Genomic DNA, 16,598 nt, shown 5'->3' with positions numbered 1-16,598 from the left:
TGGCCGCCAGAGGACCGTCTGACGGACACGCAAAGCGAAGGAGATGATGCTTGGCGAGACGGCGACTGGTGAGCCTGGAAATCTGGGCGAGGCATTATGGCGCGCCGCTCGATGAGCGCGAGATCGCGCGTCATTATACGCTGACCAGCGACGACCTGGAAATTGTCGGCCGCCGTCGCGGCGATGCCACCCGGCTCGGCTATGCGATGCTCATGCTATATATGAGATGGCCTGGCCGTGCGCTGGAAGCGGGCGAAGTCCCGCCCGCTCCTGTGCTCGCCTATGTGGCGCAGCAACTCGGCGTCGCGCCGGCAGCCTTCGCGGATTATGCCCATCGGGACCAGACCCGTCGCGAGCATCTCGTCGAAATCCGACGATCGCACGGGTTCAGGATTTTTGACCGCAACGCTTTCCGTGAAGTTGTCGCCTTCTCGGTCCCAATCGCGCAGACCATCATACACCCCGGCCAGATGGCAGACGTCATCGTCGATGAACTCCGGCGCCTGCAGATCCTCCTGCCTTCTCCGTCGATTCTCGAAGCGGTGCTGCGGCGGGCGCGCCAGCAAGCCGAACAGCTTACCTATGAAGTGCTCACGAATGGCCTGCTGCCTGACACCCTTCAGGGCCTGGACGATTTGCTGGCCCGACGACCGGGGCAGGTCGCGACATGGCTATCCTGGATGCGCAATGCGCCACAATCGCCGGCAGCGCGCAACATCCTGCGCCTGATCGAACGGCTCGCCTATATCCGCGCGCTGGGCCTCGATCGCGCCCGTGCCGACATGATCCCGGCTTTGACTTTTGACAGGCTGGCGGACGAAGGCAGCCGCATCACACCCCAGCACCTTGGCGAACTCAATGCCCTGCGCCGCCATGCGACGCTGGCGGCAACCGGCATCCGGCTTGAGGAAAGCCTGACCGACGCCACCCTGACGATGTTCGACAAGCTGTTGGGCAGCATGGCGCGCCGCGCCGAGAACCGGACCCGCGACAAAGCCCTCAAGACGGTGCGCGAGTTGCAAGGCCACCTCCGGACGCTCACGGGGTCTTGCCGCCTCCTCATCGACGCGCGCAGCAAGGGCGTGGATTCTCTGGCGCAGATCGAGGCGCTGGACTGGCAGCACTTCGCCGTGGCCGTCGAGCAGGCCGAAGTGCTCGGGCGACCGGAAACCGTCGATCGCACCGCCGAATTGATCGAGCGGCATCGGACGGTGAAGCTCTTTGTCGGCGCTTTTCTCAACGCCTTCGAGTTTCGCGGCGCCGGCGCGGTTCAGGGGCTCCTGTCAGCGCTGGCCATCAGCGCGGAGCTATATCGGACCGGCAAACGGCGCTTGCCTGATCGCGTGCCGCTACGCTTTGTGCCGCCCGCATGGCGCCCGTTCGTCCTGCGGGATGGCATCGTTGATCGTGCCGCTTATGAACTATGCGCCTTGTCGCAACTACGCGAGCGGTTGCGAGCCGGGGATATATGGGTCGCGGGAAGCCGGCAGTTTCGCGATTTCGACAGCTATCTCATACCGCCGGCGACCTTTGCGGCGCTGCGCGAGAAGGGGCCGTTGCCGCTCGCCATCGAAACGGATTTCGAGCGCCATATCGAGGAACGGCGCACCAGGCTCGACACGGCGATCAAGCAGGTAACGGTCCTTGCACGGCAAGGGGAGCTGCCCCAGGTTAAGCTTGACGAAAACGGTCTCATCATCTCGCCGCTGAAGGCGGCAACACCGCCCGCCACCGAGATTGCCCGTCGCGCCGCCTATGATCGACTGCCGCGCGTGAAGATCACCGATCTTCTGCTGGAGGTCGATGCCTGGACCGGGTTCAGCGAATGCTTCATCCATCGTCGTTCGGGCCGGGAAGCCGACGATCGCAATGCGCTGCTCACGGTCATCCTCGCCGATGGCATCAATCTCGGCCTCACACGCATGGCGGAAACCTGCCGGGGCGCAAGTCTGCGTCAGCTCGCCCATCTTCACGACTGGCACATCAGCGAAGCCGCCTATGGCGAAGCGTTGGGAAGGCTGATCGACGCCCATCGCGCCATGCCGCTCGCCGCGCTGTGGGGAGACGGCACCACTTCGTCGAGCGACGGACAGCAATTTCATGCCGGGGGCCGTGGGGCCGCGATCGGCGACATCAACGCGCGCAGCGGCAACGAACCAGGCGTTGCCTTCTACACCCATGTCTCGGATCGATATGACCCCTTCGCAAGTCGGGTGATCGCGGCGACCGCTGGCGAAGCGCCCTATGTGCTGGATGGCTTGCTGTATCACCAGACCGGCCTGACGATCGAGGAGCACTACACCGATACGGGCGGGGCATCGGACCATGTGTTCGGCCTCATGCCCTTCTTCGGCTACCGCTTCGCGCCGCGCCTGCGCGACATCAAGGAGCGTCGTTTACACCTCCTTCCCGGCCAAGAATCCGGCCCCTTGCTTGCCGGCATGACGGCCGAACCGATCGCATTGGGTCATGTCGCGGCGCATTGGGACGAACTGCTGCGGTTCGCCACGTCGATCCGCACCGGCACCGTCACTGCTTCGGCAATGCTGCGCCGCTTGTCCGCCTATCCGCGACAGAACGGACTGGCCCTCGCACTACGCGAGCTGGGCCGCCTCGAACGCTCCATTTTCATGCTCGACTGGCTGCGCGACATCGACCTGCGCCGGCGCACCCAGGCGGGCCTCAACAAAGGCGAAGCCCGCAACGCGCTCGCCCGCGCGCTCTTCTTCAACCAGCTCGGCGAACTGCGCGATCGTCGGTTCGAGAACCAGACCTATCGCGCCTCCGGCCTCAACCTGCTCGTCGCCGCCATCATCTTGTGGAACACTCGCTATCTCGAAATGGCGCTGGCGGACATCGGCACAGCCGACGAAATCGCACGCCACATCGCGCCATTGGGCTGGGAGCATATCTCGCTGACCGGTGACTATAGCTGGAATGTTGAAGATCAACCCGATCCGGACGCCTTGCGACCGCTGCGCGCCGTCAACTCCCTACTTGCCGCGTGACGTTCGCTATCCGTTCGCCCTTTCCGTGCAGATACGTCACTTTCGTGTAGTCACCCCGAGTTGATCTGATATTGGAGCGGCTCTTCGCTGGGTTCGGCGTGGATAGCGATGTGATCGCCGGCATGGGAGTCGGCGGTCTGCTCGGGGATGGAGGCGGACGACTCGATGCGCGCGCCCTCTAGCTGTAGAAAAACAACACTTACTTGGTTGGGATTATTGGATGTTGACCTACGACTATGATCTGTTCGTCATTGGGGCGGGCTCGGGCGGAGTGCGCGCGGCGCGGGTTTCGGCAGCCTATGGCGCGCGGGTGGCGGTCGCCGAGGAGCATCGGGTGGGCGGCACCTGCGTGATCCGGGGCTGCGTGCCCAAGAAGCTGCTCGTCTATGGCTCGCATTTCGCCGAGGATCTGCAGGATGCACGGCGCTTTGGCTGGAAGGTGCCCGATTGCGAATTTGACTGGTCGGCGCTGCGCGACAATGTGCTCGCCGAGGTCTCGCGGCTCGAAGGTCTCTACACCGAGACGCTCGGCAACAATAAGGTCGAGATCATCCGCGAGCGGGCGACCGTCGCCGGGCCGCATGAGGTGCTGCTCGGCTCGGGCCAGACGATCACCGCCGGCAAAATCCTGATCGCAACCGGCGCTTGGCCGATCGTACCCCATTTTCCGGGGGCCGAGCATGGCATCACCTCGAATGAAGTGTTCCATCTCGATACCTTCCCCAAGCGCGTGGTGATCGCAGGGGCGGGCTATATCGCCAATGAATTTGCCGGCATCTTCCACCAGTTTGGTGCGCATGTGACGCTGGTCAACCGCACCGACGTGATCCTGCGCGGCTATGACGAGCAGATCCGCGACCGGCTGCTCCAGATCTCGATGACCAAGGGGATCGAGTTCAAATTCCACGTCGCCTTCGAGAAGGTCGACAAGCAACCGGACGGCTCGCTGCTGGTGCACATGACCGGCCATGAGCCGATCCCGGCCGACATGCTGCTATTCGCCACCGGCCGACGCCCGCATACCGAAAATCTCGGGCTGGAGACGGCCGACGTCGCACTCGACGCCAAGGGCGCGATCAAGGTGGACGACGACAACCGCTCGAGCTGCGCCAGCATCTATGCGGTGGGCGACGTCACCAACCGGGTGCAGCTGACGCCGGTCGCGATCCGCGAGGGCCAGGCCTTTGCCGACACTGTGTTCGGCAATAATCCCCGCCGGGTCGATTATGGCTGCATCCCGTCCGCCGTATTCAGCCATCCGCCGATGGCGGGCGTGGGCATGACCGAGGCCGAGGCGCGCAACAAGCTCGGTGAGGTCAAGGTCTACACCTCCGACTTCCGGGCGATGAAGAATGTGCTCGCCGACCGCCACGAGCGCGCGCTCTACAAGCTGGTCGTCCATCCTGAGACCGACGTGGTGGTCGGCATCCACATGATCGGCCCCGACGCGCCTGAAATCCTGCAGGCCGCCGCGATCGCGGTGAAGGCGAGGCTCACCAAGGCCCAGTTCGACGATACCGTAGCACTGCATCCCTCTATGGCCGAGGAACTGGTGCTGATGCGGTAGGGCTTGGGTTGCCAGCTACCGACGTATGCGCCTGGGCGCTGCGTCGGTCATGCGCTTGGCCTGCCGTTCGCCTGAACGCGACCGGCAGGCCGTTAGCTGGTCATTGCGACCGAATAACAGGGTCGGCAATTCAACTATTGACGATAGCGGCGCATTTCGAGGCGAGCGATCGCGCGGTTGTGAACCTCATCCGGCCCATCCACCAGGCGCATTGTGCGGAGATGTGCATAGGCGCGCGCAAGGCCGAAGTCGTCGGCGACGCCCGCGCCGCCATGCGCCTGGATCGCATCGTCGGCGATCTTCAACGCCATATGCGGCCCCGCCACCTTGATCATCGCGATTTCCGCTTGTGCTGCCTTGGCCCCAAGCTTGTCCATCACGTCGGCGGCCTTGAGGCATAGGAGGCGGGTCATTTCAAGTGACGTCCGTGCTTCGGCGATCCGCTGCTCCCAGATGGAATGCTCTGCTAGGCGTTTCCCAAAGGCAGTGCGCGAAAGGAGCCGCTCCACCATTTTCTTCAAGATTTCCTCGGCCAAGCCAATCGTGCGCATACAGTGATGGATTCGGCCTGGCCCCAATCGCCCCTGAGCAATTTCAAAGCCGCGCCCCTCGCCGAGCAGCATATTCTCGACCGGAACGCGAACATCCTTCAGCTCGACTTCGCCATGACCATGAGGCGCATCGTCATAGCCAAACACAGGAAGCATTCGCAGAACCTTAACCCCCGGCGTGTCGAGCGGCAGGAGGATCATGCTCTGCTGAGCATGGCGCGGGGCATCAGGATCGGTCTTTCCCATGAGAATGCCGACCGAGCATCGAGGATCGCCTATGCCCGAAGACCACCATTTGCGGCCGTTGATCACATAATGGTCGCCGTCACAAACGATGGAGGTTTCGATATTGGTGGCGTCAGAGGATGCGACTCGCGGCTCGGTCATCAGAAAGACCGAGCGAATCTTCCCCTCCATCAGCGGCCGGAGCCAGCGCTCCTTATGCTCGCGAGTTCCATAGCGGTGCAGGACCTCCATGTTGCCGGTATCGGGCGCGGAGCAGTTGAACACCTCGGACGCCCATTCGATGCGGCCCATCTCTTCCGCGCAGGAGGCATATTCCAGATTGGTAAGGCCCGGAGCGACGAACTCGAAGCTGCTGTCGACGGGATTGTGGCCGGCCAGCGGCGGCATGAAAAGATTCCATATGCCGTCCGCTTTCGCGCGCTCCTTCAATTCCTCGATTATCGGCAGAGTCTTCCACCGCTCTCCACTAGCCTGCTGCGCGGCATAGGTCTCATCATGGGGCCGAACCACATCGTTCATGAAATTACGGACCCGATCACGCCACATGGTTTCCGCGGGCGACATCGTGAAATTCATATTGCAGTCCTTATCTGGCCCATGGGCATGATGACCACATGGTAATTATCATTAACCCCTGCATGATCCAAGCGATTCGATAAAAGGAGGGCATGCGCCATCTGCGTAGGCTTTTTCACTTCGAGTCGGAGATTGCAGGCCGCGAACGCTGTAAAGGAAGCCATTGTAGAACATAGAGTATGAACCAGCGCCTTTCGCCCCGGCTGGACAAGAGGGCATTTCGTCCTCTCGCAAAGCAGGCTTGTAACCATGTGGTAAGTATGCTCTGATCTTTCAGGCTGGTGCCAGGCACATGGGGCCACTGGCGATGTGGTCAAGGCTGAAGCGAAGTCAATTCGCGCAGTTGAGCATTTTCGGAGGATGAAGAATGGCTAACAGACTCGCAGGCAAGGTTGCGCTCATCACGGGTGGAGCGAGCGGGCTCGGCGCCGCTCAGGCGAAGCGTTTCGCGGAAGAAGGCGCCAAGGTCGTAATCGGCGACCTCAATGAAGAGATGGCCAAGGGCGTCGTAGCCGAAATCAGGGCTGCTGGTGGCGATGCGCTCTTCATTCGGTTGGATGTTACCGATGCGGCGAGCTGGAATAATGCGATTGCCGCTGCCGTCGAGGCTTTTGGCGGGCTTACGACTCTATCCAACACTGCCGGTATCATTCATCCTGGCGGCTTCGAGGAGGAGAGCATTGAAGGCTGGAACAAGATGGTGGCGGTCAATCAGACTGCTATCTTCCTCGGAATCAAGGCGGCAATCCCCGAGCTGGTGAAGTCGGGCAATGGCTCGATCATCAACATCAGTTCGTTGATCGGCATGTTTCCCACCGCCGGCAATGCCAGCTACTGTGCCACCAAAGCGGCCGTGCGCATCATGAGCAAGGCGGCGGCGCTGGAGTTTGTGGACCGCGGCGTTCGGGTGAATACGATCGTGCCCGGCGGAATGAACACGCCGATCACGGCGAATGTCCCCCCTGACGTGCTGAAGCAGCAGACAAGCCAGATCCCCATGGGAAAGCTCGGTGACCCGATCGACATTGCCAACGGCGCGCTTTTTCTGGCCTCTGACGAGGCGAAATATATTACTGGCGTGGATCTGCCGATTGACGGAGGCTGGTCCGTGGGTGTTTGAACTCATTGATATTATTTGTGAAAACACAGCATTAGAAAGTGAAAGCGCGCGGCTGCGTGCCGCGCGCAAAGGGGCAGCATTAGCGGGCCAGGGGACTTGGACATTTAGTCTCACTTTTCGGTCCGGTTCCTCAGAATCCAGCTTGACTACCAACTGGTAATTGTGCTTGGATCAAGGTCCGGTGATCGGCCCAGTTGTTGTGCATCGGAAAAAAGAACCCTCAGCGACGCGGGTCTGAATTGCGCGCTCAAGCTATTTAGTAGGCACAGGATGAGCAACAGAATGGCAGGAAAAGTCGCGCTCGTAACGGGCGCGGCGAGCGGCCTGGGTGCAGCGCAGGCTCGGCTTTTTGCCAAGGAGGGCGCCAAGGTCGTCGTCGCCGATCTGAATGTCGAAATGGGCAACAAGGTCGTGGCCGAGATTCAGGAAAGCGGGGGCGAGGCCCTATCGTGCGGCTGGATATCACCGATGCTGCGAGCTGGGCGGGGGCTGTCGAGGCGGCGGTTGGGGCCTTTGGGAAGCTCACGACGCTTTACAACACCGCGGGCATCATCCACGGCGCGATGATCCAGGACGAGACGCTCGAAGGCTGGAGCAAGATGATCGCGGTCAACCAGACTGCGCTTTTCCTGGGCCTGAAGATGGTTGCGCCGGAAATTGCGAAGTCGGGAAATGGTGCGATCCTAAACATCAGTTCGCTCGTCAGCGTCATCTGTGAGCCTGGCTTGATCAGCTATGCGGCGACCAAGTCTGCGGTACGCGCGATGACCAAGGTGGCTGCGCTGGAATATGTCGGGCAAGGGGTGCGGGTGAACACCATCGTTCCTGGTGGCATGAAGACGCCGATGCAGGCGAACGTCACGCCCGAGCAGGTTGAATGGTACAAAGCGCAGATCCCGATGGGCGATCTTGGCGAGCCGAACGATATCGCTTATGGGGCGCTATATCTTCTGTCAGACGAAGCTAAATATGTTACTGGAACGGAACTGTTCATCGATGGCGGCTGGTCTTCTGCGGCCTAAATCCTTGATGCCCTCGATCCTGCTAAGATTACGGGATTATATTCAACTAGGAGATACAAAATGAGTGATCTAGACAGACTTGCAAGCCGGGCCGCGATTCAGGACCTCTACTCTGACAAGCTCATTGCCGTAGACAAGCGCCAAGAGGGCCGTCTCGCTTCTATTTGGTGGGATGATGCAGAGTGGACCATTGAGGGAATCGGCACCTACAAGGGCCCGGAAGGCGCCCTCGATTTGGCCAATAACGTACTCTGGCCAATGTTTCACGAATGTATTCATTATGGAACCAATCAGCGCTTGGAATTTGTGAGCGCGGACAAGGTAAATGGTATTGGCGACGTCCTTCTCCTTGGAAATCTCGTCGAAGGTAATCAGTCGATTCTTATCACTTGCGTCTTCACGGATGAGTATGAGCGCCGTGACGGGGTGTGGAAGTTCTCTAAGCGCAACGCATGCACGAACTATTTCACCCCGCTGGCCGGCATTCATTTCGCACCGCCCGGCATTCATTTCACACCGTCCGGCGCATAATCTTATATATACAAGTGATTAGTTGGGCATTCACATGACGCTTGTCGTGTGGATGCCCAATTTTATATGGATGGAGAACTCAAACACAACGCGACTCGCGATTGGAGATGAGTCACGCCGGGGCACCTGGCGCCGAATGGTGGCCCCCCATTCAGCATTGCCGATCGGGCTTGCAATTTCGCCCGCCTGGTCCGTTAGAAGCATGAGCGCCGCCCATCGAAAGATGTTTCGGGATGGCCCCATTTGCCTTCTCGTGCTTGCCGATGCGGAGATCAGGCGCGGTTGACATGTGACCATTTGGTAATCTATCCTTTCCTTGTATCGAGGTGCGACGTGATCTCGCTTCGGTAAAAGAAGGGCGGAGCATTGACTTCGACGCAGGAGAGACGGTCGGCGGCTTTGGGTCGTTCGACCGGTGGAGGGCATTCTTGAAGCAATCGGCAGAGCGATCGCGGTTATCTCGCCGCGCTTTCATCCAGGCCGGCGGCGCGGGGCTGGCGGTTTCCACCCTGGGTGCTGCGGCATCTGCTCCGGCTGTTGCCGCGGTGGGCCGGCAGTGGACCCAAATCGCGGATATAGTCGTGGTCGGCAGCGGCGCGGCCGCCTCGGTTGCCGCACTTGCGGCTGCCAAGGACGGCGCGAAGGTCCTCATGCTGGAAAAAGCGCCGGTATATGGCGGTACGTCCGCGAAATCCGGTGGGGCTTTCTGGGTGCCCAATAATTTCAGGCTGAAGGAGCGGGGGATCGAGGATCCAAAGGCTTCGCTCCTGGCTTATTGCGCTGCCTATTCATATCCGCATCTTTTCGACAGCAATTCACCGACGCTCGGCCTGGGTGAGGATGTCTACAAACTGCTTGAGGCGTTTTACGACAACGCGTCGCCGATGACGGACATGTTGCGGGAAATCAAGGCAGCCGAGATAGGCCGCTTTCATGTCCTTCCCGACGGCCAGGGAACCGATCTGCCTGACTATGGCGTGCTCGACGGCAACAATAAGGTGCCTCGCGGACGGTGCCTCGGACCCATCAAGCCTGATGGGTCGCCAGGATTCGGCGCGGAGTTGATGCGCCAGATCAAGGCGCGCATCGACGCTTATGGCATTCCCCTGCTCACCAGCCACCAGGTTGTCCGCCTGGTTACCGACGGGGATGGCGCGGTGCTCGGCGTCGAGGCGCTGAACGACGGGAAGGAGGTTTCCTTTGGCGCGCGCAAAGGCGTGATCTTCGCAACGGGCGGGTTCACCTATAATCGCGAAATGCTCAATCTCCATCAGACAGGGCCGGTCTATGGCGGTTGCGGGGTGCCGACCAATACTGGCGACTTTGTATCGATTGCCGGGGCTGTTGGAGCGAAGCTTGGCAATATGGGAAGCGCCTGGCGCGCCGAGATCGTGCTGGAAGAGGCGCTGGAATATGTAAGCGTGCCAAGCGACGTATGGATTCCGCCGGGCGACAGCATGTTCATTGTCAATCGCTATGGGAATCGTGTCTTCAACGAGAAGCGCAATTACCATGACCGTGCGCGCGTACATCAACATTATGATCCCAACGGCTCTGTTGCAAAGATTGGCGGCAGTCAGAGGTAGGCTGTCGCTCTGCGCCGATCAGGCGGCTGCTGCGAAATGGTGGTTGAGCATGCCCATGGCCTCCGTCAGCGCCGAGGGCCCAATGCCAAAAGCTCTCTCCACAAGGCGCACCTCGCCCCTGATGCCGGGCTGCAGGCACCAGGGGCGAGCCTGTCCTTTGCGCAGGGCTCGCATGACTTCGAATCCCTTGATCGTGGCATAGGCCGTGGGGATCGATTTGAAACCGCGCACCGGCTTGATCAGTATCTTGAGCTTTCCGTGATCGGCCTCGATCACGTTATTGAGATMCTTCMCCTGCCGGTGGGCCGTCTCCCGGTCCAGCTTTCCTTCGCGCTTCAATTCGGTGATCGCTGCACCATAGCTCGGCGCTTTGTCGGTATTGAGCGTGGCAGGCTTTTCCCAGTGCTTCAGGCCTCGCAGGGCCTTGCCCAGGAACCGCTTCGCTGCCTTGGCGCTGCGGGTCGGCGACAGGTAGAAATCGATCGTGTCGCCCCGCTTGTCGACTGCCCGGTACAGGTAGGTCCACTTGCCCCGCACCTTGACGTAGGTTTCATCCAGGCGCCAGCTCGGATCAAAGCCACGCCGCCAGAACCAGCGCAGCCGCTTCTCCATCTCCGGGGCGTAGCACTGGACCCAGCGATAGATCGTCGTATGGTCGACCGAAATGCCGCGTTCCGCCAGCATTTCCTCAAGGTCGCGATAGCTGATCGGATAGCGACAATACCAGCGCACCGCCCACAGGATCACATCACCCTGGAAATGGCGCCACTTGAAATCCGTCATCGTTCCGTCCGTCCAATCTCCGCCAAGCATGCTCAAGCTTCACGATTTTTGCAACAGAGCCACCTGGCTTGTTGTATCGGCGGCTTTGTCTGCAATCCCATCATCCCAATCTATCGCGAGGCGGAGGTCGGCTACATCCTGCGCGACGGCCGTGCTAAGATTCTGTTCGTGCCGACGAGCTTCCGTGGCTTCGATTATGTCAATATGGCGCGCGCGCTTCAGGCGGGCCTTCCCGATCTTGCCACCATCGTTACCGTCCGGGGTGAGGCGGAGGGCTGTCTTGGTTATGAGGAGCTTCTCGCTTCAAACGCGCCTGACGTGGCAAGCGGCCATCCCGATCCCAATGCCGTCAAGCTGCTGCTCTATACATCGGGCACGACAAGCCATCCCAAGGGCGTTCTGCACAGCCACAATAGCTTAATGGCCGAGCTCCTTGCCGCTCGGGACTATTGGGGCCTTGGTGCGAGCGATGTGGTGCTGATGCCCTCGCCGGTTACGCATATAACCGGCTATCTTTACGCGCTCGAAATGGGTTTCGTCACCGGCTGTGCCGCGGTGTTGATGGAGCGATGGGACGCCTCTGAGGCGGTCGAGCTGATCAAGCGGCACGGCGTAACGATGAGCGTTGGCGCAACTCCCTTCCTCAGGGAACTTACGGATACGGTCGTGTCGGCCGGGGCTCTGCTCCCCACGATGCGTTTGTTTATCTGCGGCGGGGCGCCGGTTGCGCCGGAACTTGTGCGCCGGGCGGCGCAGGCGATCCCGGGGTGCGCCATATCGCGCGCCTTCGGAAGCAGCGAGGCGCCAACGGTCACGCTGGGTGTCCGGGGCGTCGAAGAGCTTGAGCTTGGCGCGACCACGGACGGGCGCATCGTCAACAATGAAGTGCGGATCATCGACGAAGCGACGGGAGCGTTGCTGGGCGAGGGGGCGGAAGGAGAGATCCTTGTTCGCGGCCCGGAGGTGATGCTGGGCTATACCGATCAAGCGCTGACGGACGATGCGTTCGATCAGGACGGCTTCTTCCGCACGGGTGATCTCGGACGGATCGAATTTGGCGATTTCCTGGCGGTGAGCGGCCGTAAAAAGGATGTTATCGTGCGCGGGGGCGAGAATATCAGCCCTCAGGAAATCGAAGATGCGCTGCATCGCTATCCTGCAATCACCGACGTCGCAGTGGTGGCGATGCCGCATGAAAGGCTGGGTGAAGGGGTCTGCGCCTATGTGATTGCGGATGCGCCCGTTTCCGTCGCCGACATTGGCAGCTTCCTCGGGGAGCAAGGGCTAGCGCGACAGAAATGGCCGGAGCGCGTGGAGATGGTCGACGCGTTTCCGCGCACGGCTTCGGGCAAAGTCCAGAAGAATATCCTGCGTGATCGCCTGGTTGCGCAGGCTCAGCCCACGGAGGCGTCCTTATGAATGGTCCGGACCTTCAACGGTCATTACGGCTTTTTGAGCGCATGCTGCTTATCCGCAGGATGGAGGAGCGGCTTGGTGACCTCGGGAAAGCCGGCGAACTTCCTGGCAATGTGCATCTTTATATTGGCCAGGAAGCGGTGGCCACCGGCGTCTGCGCACATCTTGACGACAGCGACTGGGTTGCCAGCACTCATCGCGGGCACGGTCACTTCCTGGCGAAGGGCGGAGATCCGCGCGCTATGGCGGCGGAGCTCATGGGCAAAGAGACCGGCATTTGCCACGGCAAGGGCGGCTCGATGCATGTTGCCGACGTCTCGAAGGGCATATTGGGCGCCAACGGCATTGTCGGCGGTGGCGTAGGGCTCGCGGTCGGTGCGGCACTCGGCGCGCAGCTTGACGGCGAGGGCCGGGTTGCCGTGGTGTTTTTCGGTGACGGTGCGTCCAGCCAGGGCGTCATTTCCGAGGCGCTGAACATCGCCGCCCTGTGGAAGCTTCCACTGTTGCTGGTCTGCGAGAATAACGGATTTTCTCAATTCTCCCCTTATGAGACGGTGAACGCTGGCGATATCTGGCGCCGCGCCGAACCGTTTGGCATGCCCGGCGCGCTGGTCGACGGCAATGACGTCCACGCCGTATGGCGGGTCGTTGGCGAGGCGGTTGCGCGGGCGCGCTCAGGCGAAGGGGCCACGCTCATCGAGGCTCGTACCTATCGCTGGCGGACTCATGTCGAATCCGAAGAAAGCTTCCTTGCAGCGCCTTATCGCACCCAGGAAGAAGTCGAGAGCTGGAAGCAGCGCGATCCGATTAGCCGGCTGGAAGAATTTCTCGTCTCCGAGGATCTGGAAAAGGACGTGGCCGCTATCCGGGCCAGGGTCGAGGGCGTTACCGAAAGCGCCATCACCGATGCTTTGAATGATCCTCTTCCCCCTGTCTCCCGTGCTTTTGAGGATATGTTCGCCAATGGCTAAGCGGCGCCTCATCCATGCTGTCAACGAAGCGCTTCATGAAGAAATGGAGCGCGACGATCGTGTGATCCTCTATGGCGAGGATGTCAGGATCGGCTTGTTCGGCGATACACGCGGCCTCTTCGACAAGTTCGGGGGCAAGCGGGTGATCAACACGCCAATCTCCGAGGTTGTCATGACCGGTATGGCGGTTGGGATGGCAGCGGCCGGCTATCGCCCGATCTGCCACATGATGTATGGCAACTTCCTCTACACCGGCTTTGACTCCATCGCGAACCAGGCCGCCAAGCTTCGCTATATGACGGCGGGCCAGCTCAAGCTGCCGCTCGTTTACCTGGCATCTACCGGTGCCGGCCGCTCATCTGGCGCGCAGCATTCCGATGCACCCTATCCAGGCGTCATGAACCTTGGCGGCATCAAGGTCGTGATCCCCAGCACGCCAGCCGACGCCAAGGGTCTGATGAAGGCCAGCATCCGCGAGGATAATCCGGTCCTCTTCCTGCTGCCCACCCGCCGCGGCGGCGAGCAAGGAGAAGTGCCCGATGGCGATCATGTCGTGCCGCTCGGCAAGGGATCGGTGAAGCGCGAGGGTCGCGATGTCACGGTGGTCGCGATCGGTGTGATGGTGCGTCATGCAATGCGCGCAGCGGCGACATTGTCCGAAGAGGGGATCGAGGTCGAAGTTGTCGATCCGATGACGCTCTTCCCGCTCGATAAGGAGCTGATCCTGGCCTCGGTTCGCAAGACCGGGCGCCTAGTAATCCTCGATGAGGCGCGTGCTACATGCAGCGCCGCAAGTGAAATTGCCGCTATCGTCGCCGAACAGGGTTTTGCTTCGTTGCGTGGTCCCGTGGGCTCTGTTGCAAAAATCGTGAAGCTTGAGCATGCTTGGCGGAGATTGGACGGACGGAACGATGACGGATTTCAAGTGGCGCCATTTCCAGGGTGATGTGATCCTGTGGGCGGTGCGCTGGTATTGTCGCTATCCGATCAGCTATCGCGACCTTGAGGAAATGCTGGCGGAACGCGGCATTTCGGTCGACCATACGACGATCTATCGCTGGGTCCAGTGCTACGCCCCGGAGATGGAGAAGCGGCTGCGCTGGTTCTGGCGGCGTGGCTTTGATCCGAGCTGGCGCCTGGATGAAACCTACGTCAAGGTGCGGGGCAAGTGGACCTACCTGTACCGGGCAGTCGACAAGCGGGGCGACACGATCGATTTCTACCTGTCGCCGACCCGCAGCGCCAAGGCAGCGAAGCGGTTCCTGGGCAAGGCCCTGCGAGGCCTGAAGCACTGGGAAAAGCCTGCCACGCTCAATACCGACAAAGCGCCGAGCTATGGTGCAGCGATCACCGAATTGAAGCGCGAAGGAAAGCTGGACCGGGAGACGGCCCACCGGCAGGTGAAGTATCTCAATAACGTGATCGAGGCCGATCACGGAAAGCTCAAGATACTGATCAAGCCGGTGCGCGGTTTCAAATCGATCCCCACGGCCTATGCCACGATCAAGGGATTCGAAGTCATGCGAGCCCTGCGCAAAGGACAGGCTCGCCCCTGGTGCCTGCAGCCCGGCATCAGGGGCGAGGTGCGCCTTGTGGAGAGAGCTTTTGGCATTGGGCCCTCGGCGCTGACGGAGGCCATGGGCATGCTCAACCACCATTTCGCAGCAGCCGCCTGATCGGCGCAGAGCGACAGCCTACCTCTGACTGCCGCCAATCTTTGCAACAGAGCCAGCCAGGTTGATTACCGCGGTTTCGAGCCAGTTGGGAAGCTGGAAGCTTACCACATCGCCCGGAACTAGGCCACGCGTGGCAAGTACCGCAGCAATCTTTCTTGCCTTGGTAACAAGATTACCCAGATAAAGCGAGCGATCGCCCTCAATAAATGCGAGCATGTCAGGCTTTTCGATCACCAGACGCGCAGCGATATCGGCGATCGACTCATTCCGCCATGCGCCTGAAGCTGTGTAGTTGTCGATCATCGCGTCGTTCAGACGGGTGATCCAACCGCTCACGTCCTTTCGCACGTCTATCCCCTCACTCGCGAAACACACCGACCACGAGCTTTCCCGATTCGTCTTCCGTACATGGGAAACTAGCCTGCCAACCCGCTCACGCAGGCCCCTGGCAGCATCCGATCCATCCGTTCAGCATTTCCGGCCGGATGGCCCCAACTTGCACGGCGCTTATCGTCTCTGCGTCTGTTTGAAACTTTAGGTCACCGTTTGGTCATTTGTCAATAGCCCTATGCGCCACAAACATCGCCAAAAAGAAGCTACGTAACGACCAATTCCCAACTCCTGCCCGCCGGCCACAATGCTGCAAGCGCACATGCAACAACTCACAGAGTAAGGACCTCTTCCAGCGGCGGCGCGTATTCAGCGCGCACCGCCGTCAGCTGGAGCGAAGCATCCGCCTATGCACTTGACCAGCCGGTCATTTTTTAGCATTCACGACCATTGGCATCGGCGCCAAGGCGCTTGGTTATGAAAGAAGGGAATGAGGTGACGACCCCGCGTAAGAAAACGCAGACCGACACTCCGCGGTTGCCGCGCGCCGAACGCGAGCGGCTTATCGTGGAAGGCGCCGTGCAATTCTTCGCGGAAGTAGGGTTTGGTGGTGACACACGCGAGCTAGCGAAGCGGCTGAACATCACGCACCCTTTGTTATTTCGCTATTTTGCCAGCAAGAACGCACTGATTGAACGCGTGTATCAGGAAGTATTCATCGGCCGGTGGAATCCATACTGGGAAATTGTAATCAGCAACCGCAATGTTCCGTTGCGAGAGCGGCTGGTAAATGTATACCAGGCGCTCGCCCAGACAGTGCTTAATTATGACTGGGTCCGCCTATTCATGTTCGCAGGTCTTAAGGGATCCGACATAAACGGTCGCTGGTATTCTTTCATGCAAGAACATCTCGTCAGGCCGGTTTGCGCCGAATTTCGTCACGATCTTGGCCTGCCTACGATTGAAGAGATGCCTCTCACACAGAACGAATCCGAACTCGTGCTTGGCGTCAATTCGCGCATCTTTTATCTCGGCGTCCGGAAATTCATATATGGGGTCGACACGCCTGAAAACGTCGATGCCTGGGTAGAGATGGAAATTATTCTGTTTCTGGATGGGGTCGTCAACATTTATCCCGGGCTGGTGGCTCCTCCCGGCTCTGTTGCAAAGATTGGCGGCAGTCAGAGGTAGGCTGTCGCTCTGCGCCGATCAGGC

General features: G+C 60.3%; 13 protein-coding genes and 1 pseudogene. 11 read left to right on the top strand and 3 right to left on the bottom strand.

Going from position 1 to position 16,598, the window contains the following annotated elements; genetic code table 11:
* Positions 1 to 50: 50 nt before the first annotated feature.
* The gene (locus M529_RS42745; RefSeq protein WP_031294302.1) at positions 51 to 3,008 is read left to right on the top strand and encodes a Tn3 family transposase; all 2,958 of its coding nucleotides are present in this window, start codon (positions 51 to 53) and stop codon (positions 3,006 to 3,008) included.
* Between the two features lie 220 nt (positions 3,009 to 3,228).
* Entirely contained in the window at positions 3,229 to 4,575 is a 1,347-nt protein-coding gene (gene gorA / locus M529_RS42740) for a glutathione-disulfide reductase (RefSeq protein WP_007682024.1), read from the top strand.
* A gap of 134 nt (positions 4,576 to 4,709) precedes the next feature.
* Here the strand turns inward: gorA and M529_RS42735 are convergent, their stop codons facing one another.
* The gene (locus tag M529_RS42735) at positions 4,710 to 5,948 is read right to left on the bottom strand and encodes an acyl-CoA dehydrogenase family protein (protein ID WP_007682027.1); all 1,239 of its coding nucleotides are present in this window, start codon (positions 5,946 to 5,948) and stop codon (positions 4,710 to 4,712) included.
* A gap of 367 nt (positions 5,949 to 6,315) precedes the next feature.
* Between M529_RS42735 and linX the strand changes: the two genes are divergently transcribed.
* The 4 genes and pseudogenes from linX to M529_RS42715 all read left to right on the top strand — a co-directional run bounded on the left by linX (position 6,316) and on the right by M529_RS42715 (position 10,207).
* On the top strand, positions 6,316 to 7,068 hold the full coding sequence (linX, locus tag M529_RS42730; protein WP_007682029.1) for a 2,5-dichloro-2,5-cyclohexadiene-1,4-diol dehydrogenase LinX: 753 nt from the start codon (positions 6,316 to 6,318) through the stop codon (positions 7,066 to 7,068).
* A gap of 270 nt (positions 7,069 to 7,338) precedes the next feature.
* Positions 7,339 to 8,090 (top strand): annotated as a pseudogene (locus M529_RS42725) (SDR family NAD(P)-dependent oxidoreductase).
* A 60-nt stretch (positions 8,091 to 8,150) separates the two neighbouring features.
* Positions 8,151 to 8,621 carry a hexachlorocyclohexane dehydrochlorinase gene (linA, locus tag M529_RS42720; protein WP_021319355.1) on the top strand — a complete coding sequence of 157 codons (471 nt, stop codon included), beginning with the start codon at positions 8,151 to 8,153 and terminating at the stop codon, positions 8,619 to 8,621.
* A gap of 428 nt (positions 8,622 to 9,049) precedes the next feature.
* Positions 9,050 to 10,207 carry an FAD-dependent oxidoreductase gene (locus M529_RS42715; protein ID WP_021246209.1) on the top strand — a complete coding sequence of 386 codons (1,158 nt, stop codon included), beginning with the start codon at positions 9,050 to 9,052 and terminating at the stop codon, positions 10,205 to 10,207.
* Positions 10,208 to 10,225: 18 nt separating this feature from the next.
* On the opposite strand, the gene M529_RS42710 is transcribed toward M529_RS42715, so the two are convergent.
* Positions 10,226 to 10,990 carry an IS6-like element IS6100 family transposase gene (locus M529_RS42710; RefSeq protein WP_021316397.1) on the bottom strand — a complete coding sequence of 255 codons (765 nt, stop codon included), beginning with the start codon at positions 10,988 to 10,990 and terminating at the stop codon, positions 10,226 to 10,228.
* A 48-nt stretch (positions 10,991 to 11,038) separates the two neighbouring features.
* Between M529_RS42710 and M529_RS42705 the strand changes: the two genes are divergently transcribed.
* From M529_RS42705 to M529_RS42690, 4 genes are read left to right on the top strand one after another with little or no spacing between them, the layout of a single operon-like run.
* On the top strand, positions 11,039 to 12,409 hold the full coding sequence (locus M529_RS42705) for an AMP-binding protein (RefSeq protein ID WP_021319353.1): 1,371 nt from the start codon (positions 11,039 to 11,041) through the stop codon (positions 12,407 to 12,409).
* A 41-nt stretch (positions 12,410 to 12,450) separates the two neighbouring features.
* The gene (locus tag M529_RS42700; protein WP_021222909.1) at positions 12,451 to 13,377 is read left to right on the top strand and encodes a thiamine pyrophosphate-dependent dehydrogenase E1 component subunit alpha; all 927 of its coding nucleotides are present in this window, start codon (positions 12,451 to 12,453) and stop codon (positions 13,375 to 13,377) included.
* On the top strand, positions 13,370 to 14,323 hold the full coding sequence (locus M529_RS42695) for an alpha-ketoacid dehydrogenase subunit beta (RefSeq protein WP_021319352.1): 954 nt from the start codon (positions 13,370 to 13,372) through the stop codon (positions 14,321 to 14,323). The genes M529_RS42700 and M529_RS42695 overlap by 8 nt, the downstream gene beginning before the upstream one ends.
* A complete protein-coding gene (locus M529_RS42690; RefSeq protein WP_001389365.1) occupies positions 14,289 to 15,053 on the top strand; it encodes an IS6-like element IS6100 family transposase in 765 nt (254 codons plus the stop codon). The genes M529_RS42695 and M529_RS42690 overlap by 35 nt, the downstream gene beginning before the upstream one ends.
* Before the next feature lie 18 nt (positions 15,054 to 15,071).
* On the opposite strand, the gene M529_RS42685 is transcribed toward M529_RS42690, so the two are convergent.
* Positions 15,072 to 15,389 carry an AMP-binding protein gene (locus M529_RS42685; protein WP_021319351.1) on the bottom strand — a complete coding sequence of 106 codons (318 nt, stop codon included), beginning with the start codon at positions 15,387 to 15,389 and terminating at the stop codon, positions 15,072 to 15,074.
* Between the two features lie 471 nt (positions 15,390 to 15,860).
* Here M529_RS42685 and M529_RS42680 point away from each other — a divergent pair, with 471 nt between their 5' ends.
* Positions 15,861 to 16,574 (top strand): TetR/AcrR family transcriptional regulator, encoded by a 714-nt coding sequence (locus M529_RS42680; protein WP_021319350.1) that lies wholly within the window; start codon positions 15,861 to 15,863, stop codon positions 16,572 to 16,574.
* Positions 16,575 to 16,598 lie beyond the last annotated feature (24 nt).

The organism is Sphingobium ummariense RL-3, assembly GCF_000447205.1.
In the GTDB taxonomy this organism is placed as follows: Bacteria; Pseudomonadota; Alphaproteobacteria; order Sphingomonadales; family Sphingomonadaceae; genus Sphingobium; species Sphingobium ummariense.
This window is presented reverse-complemented; position numbering and strand designations above follow the sequence as displayed.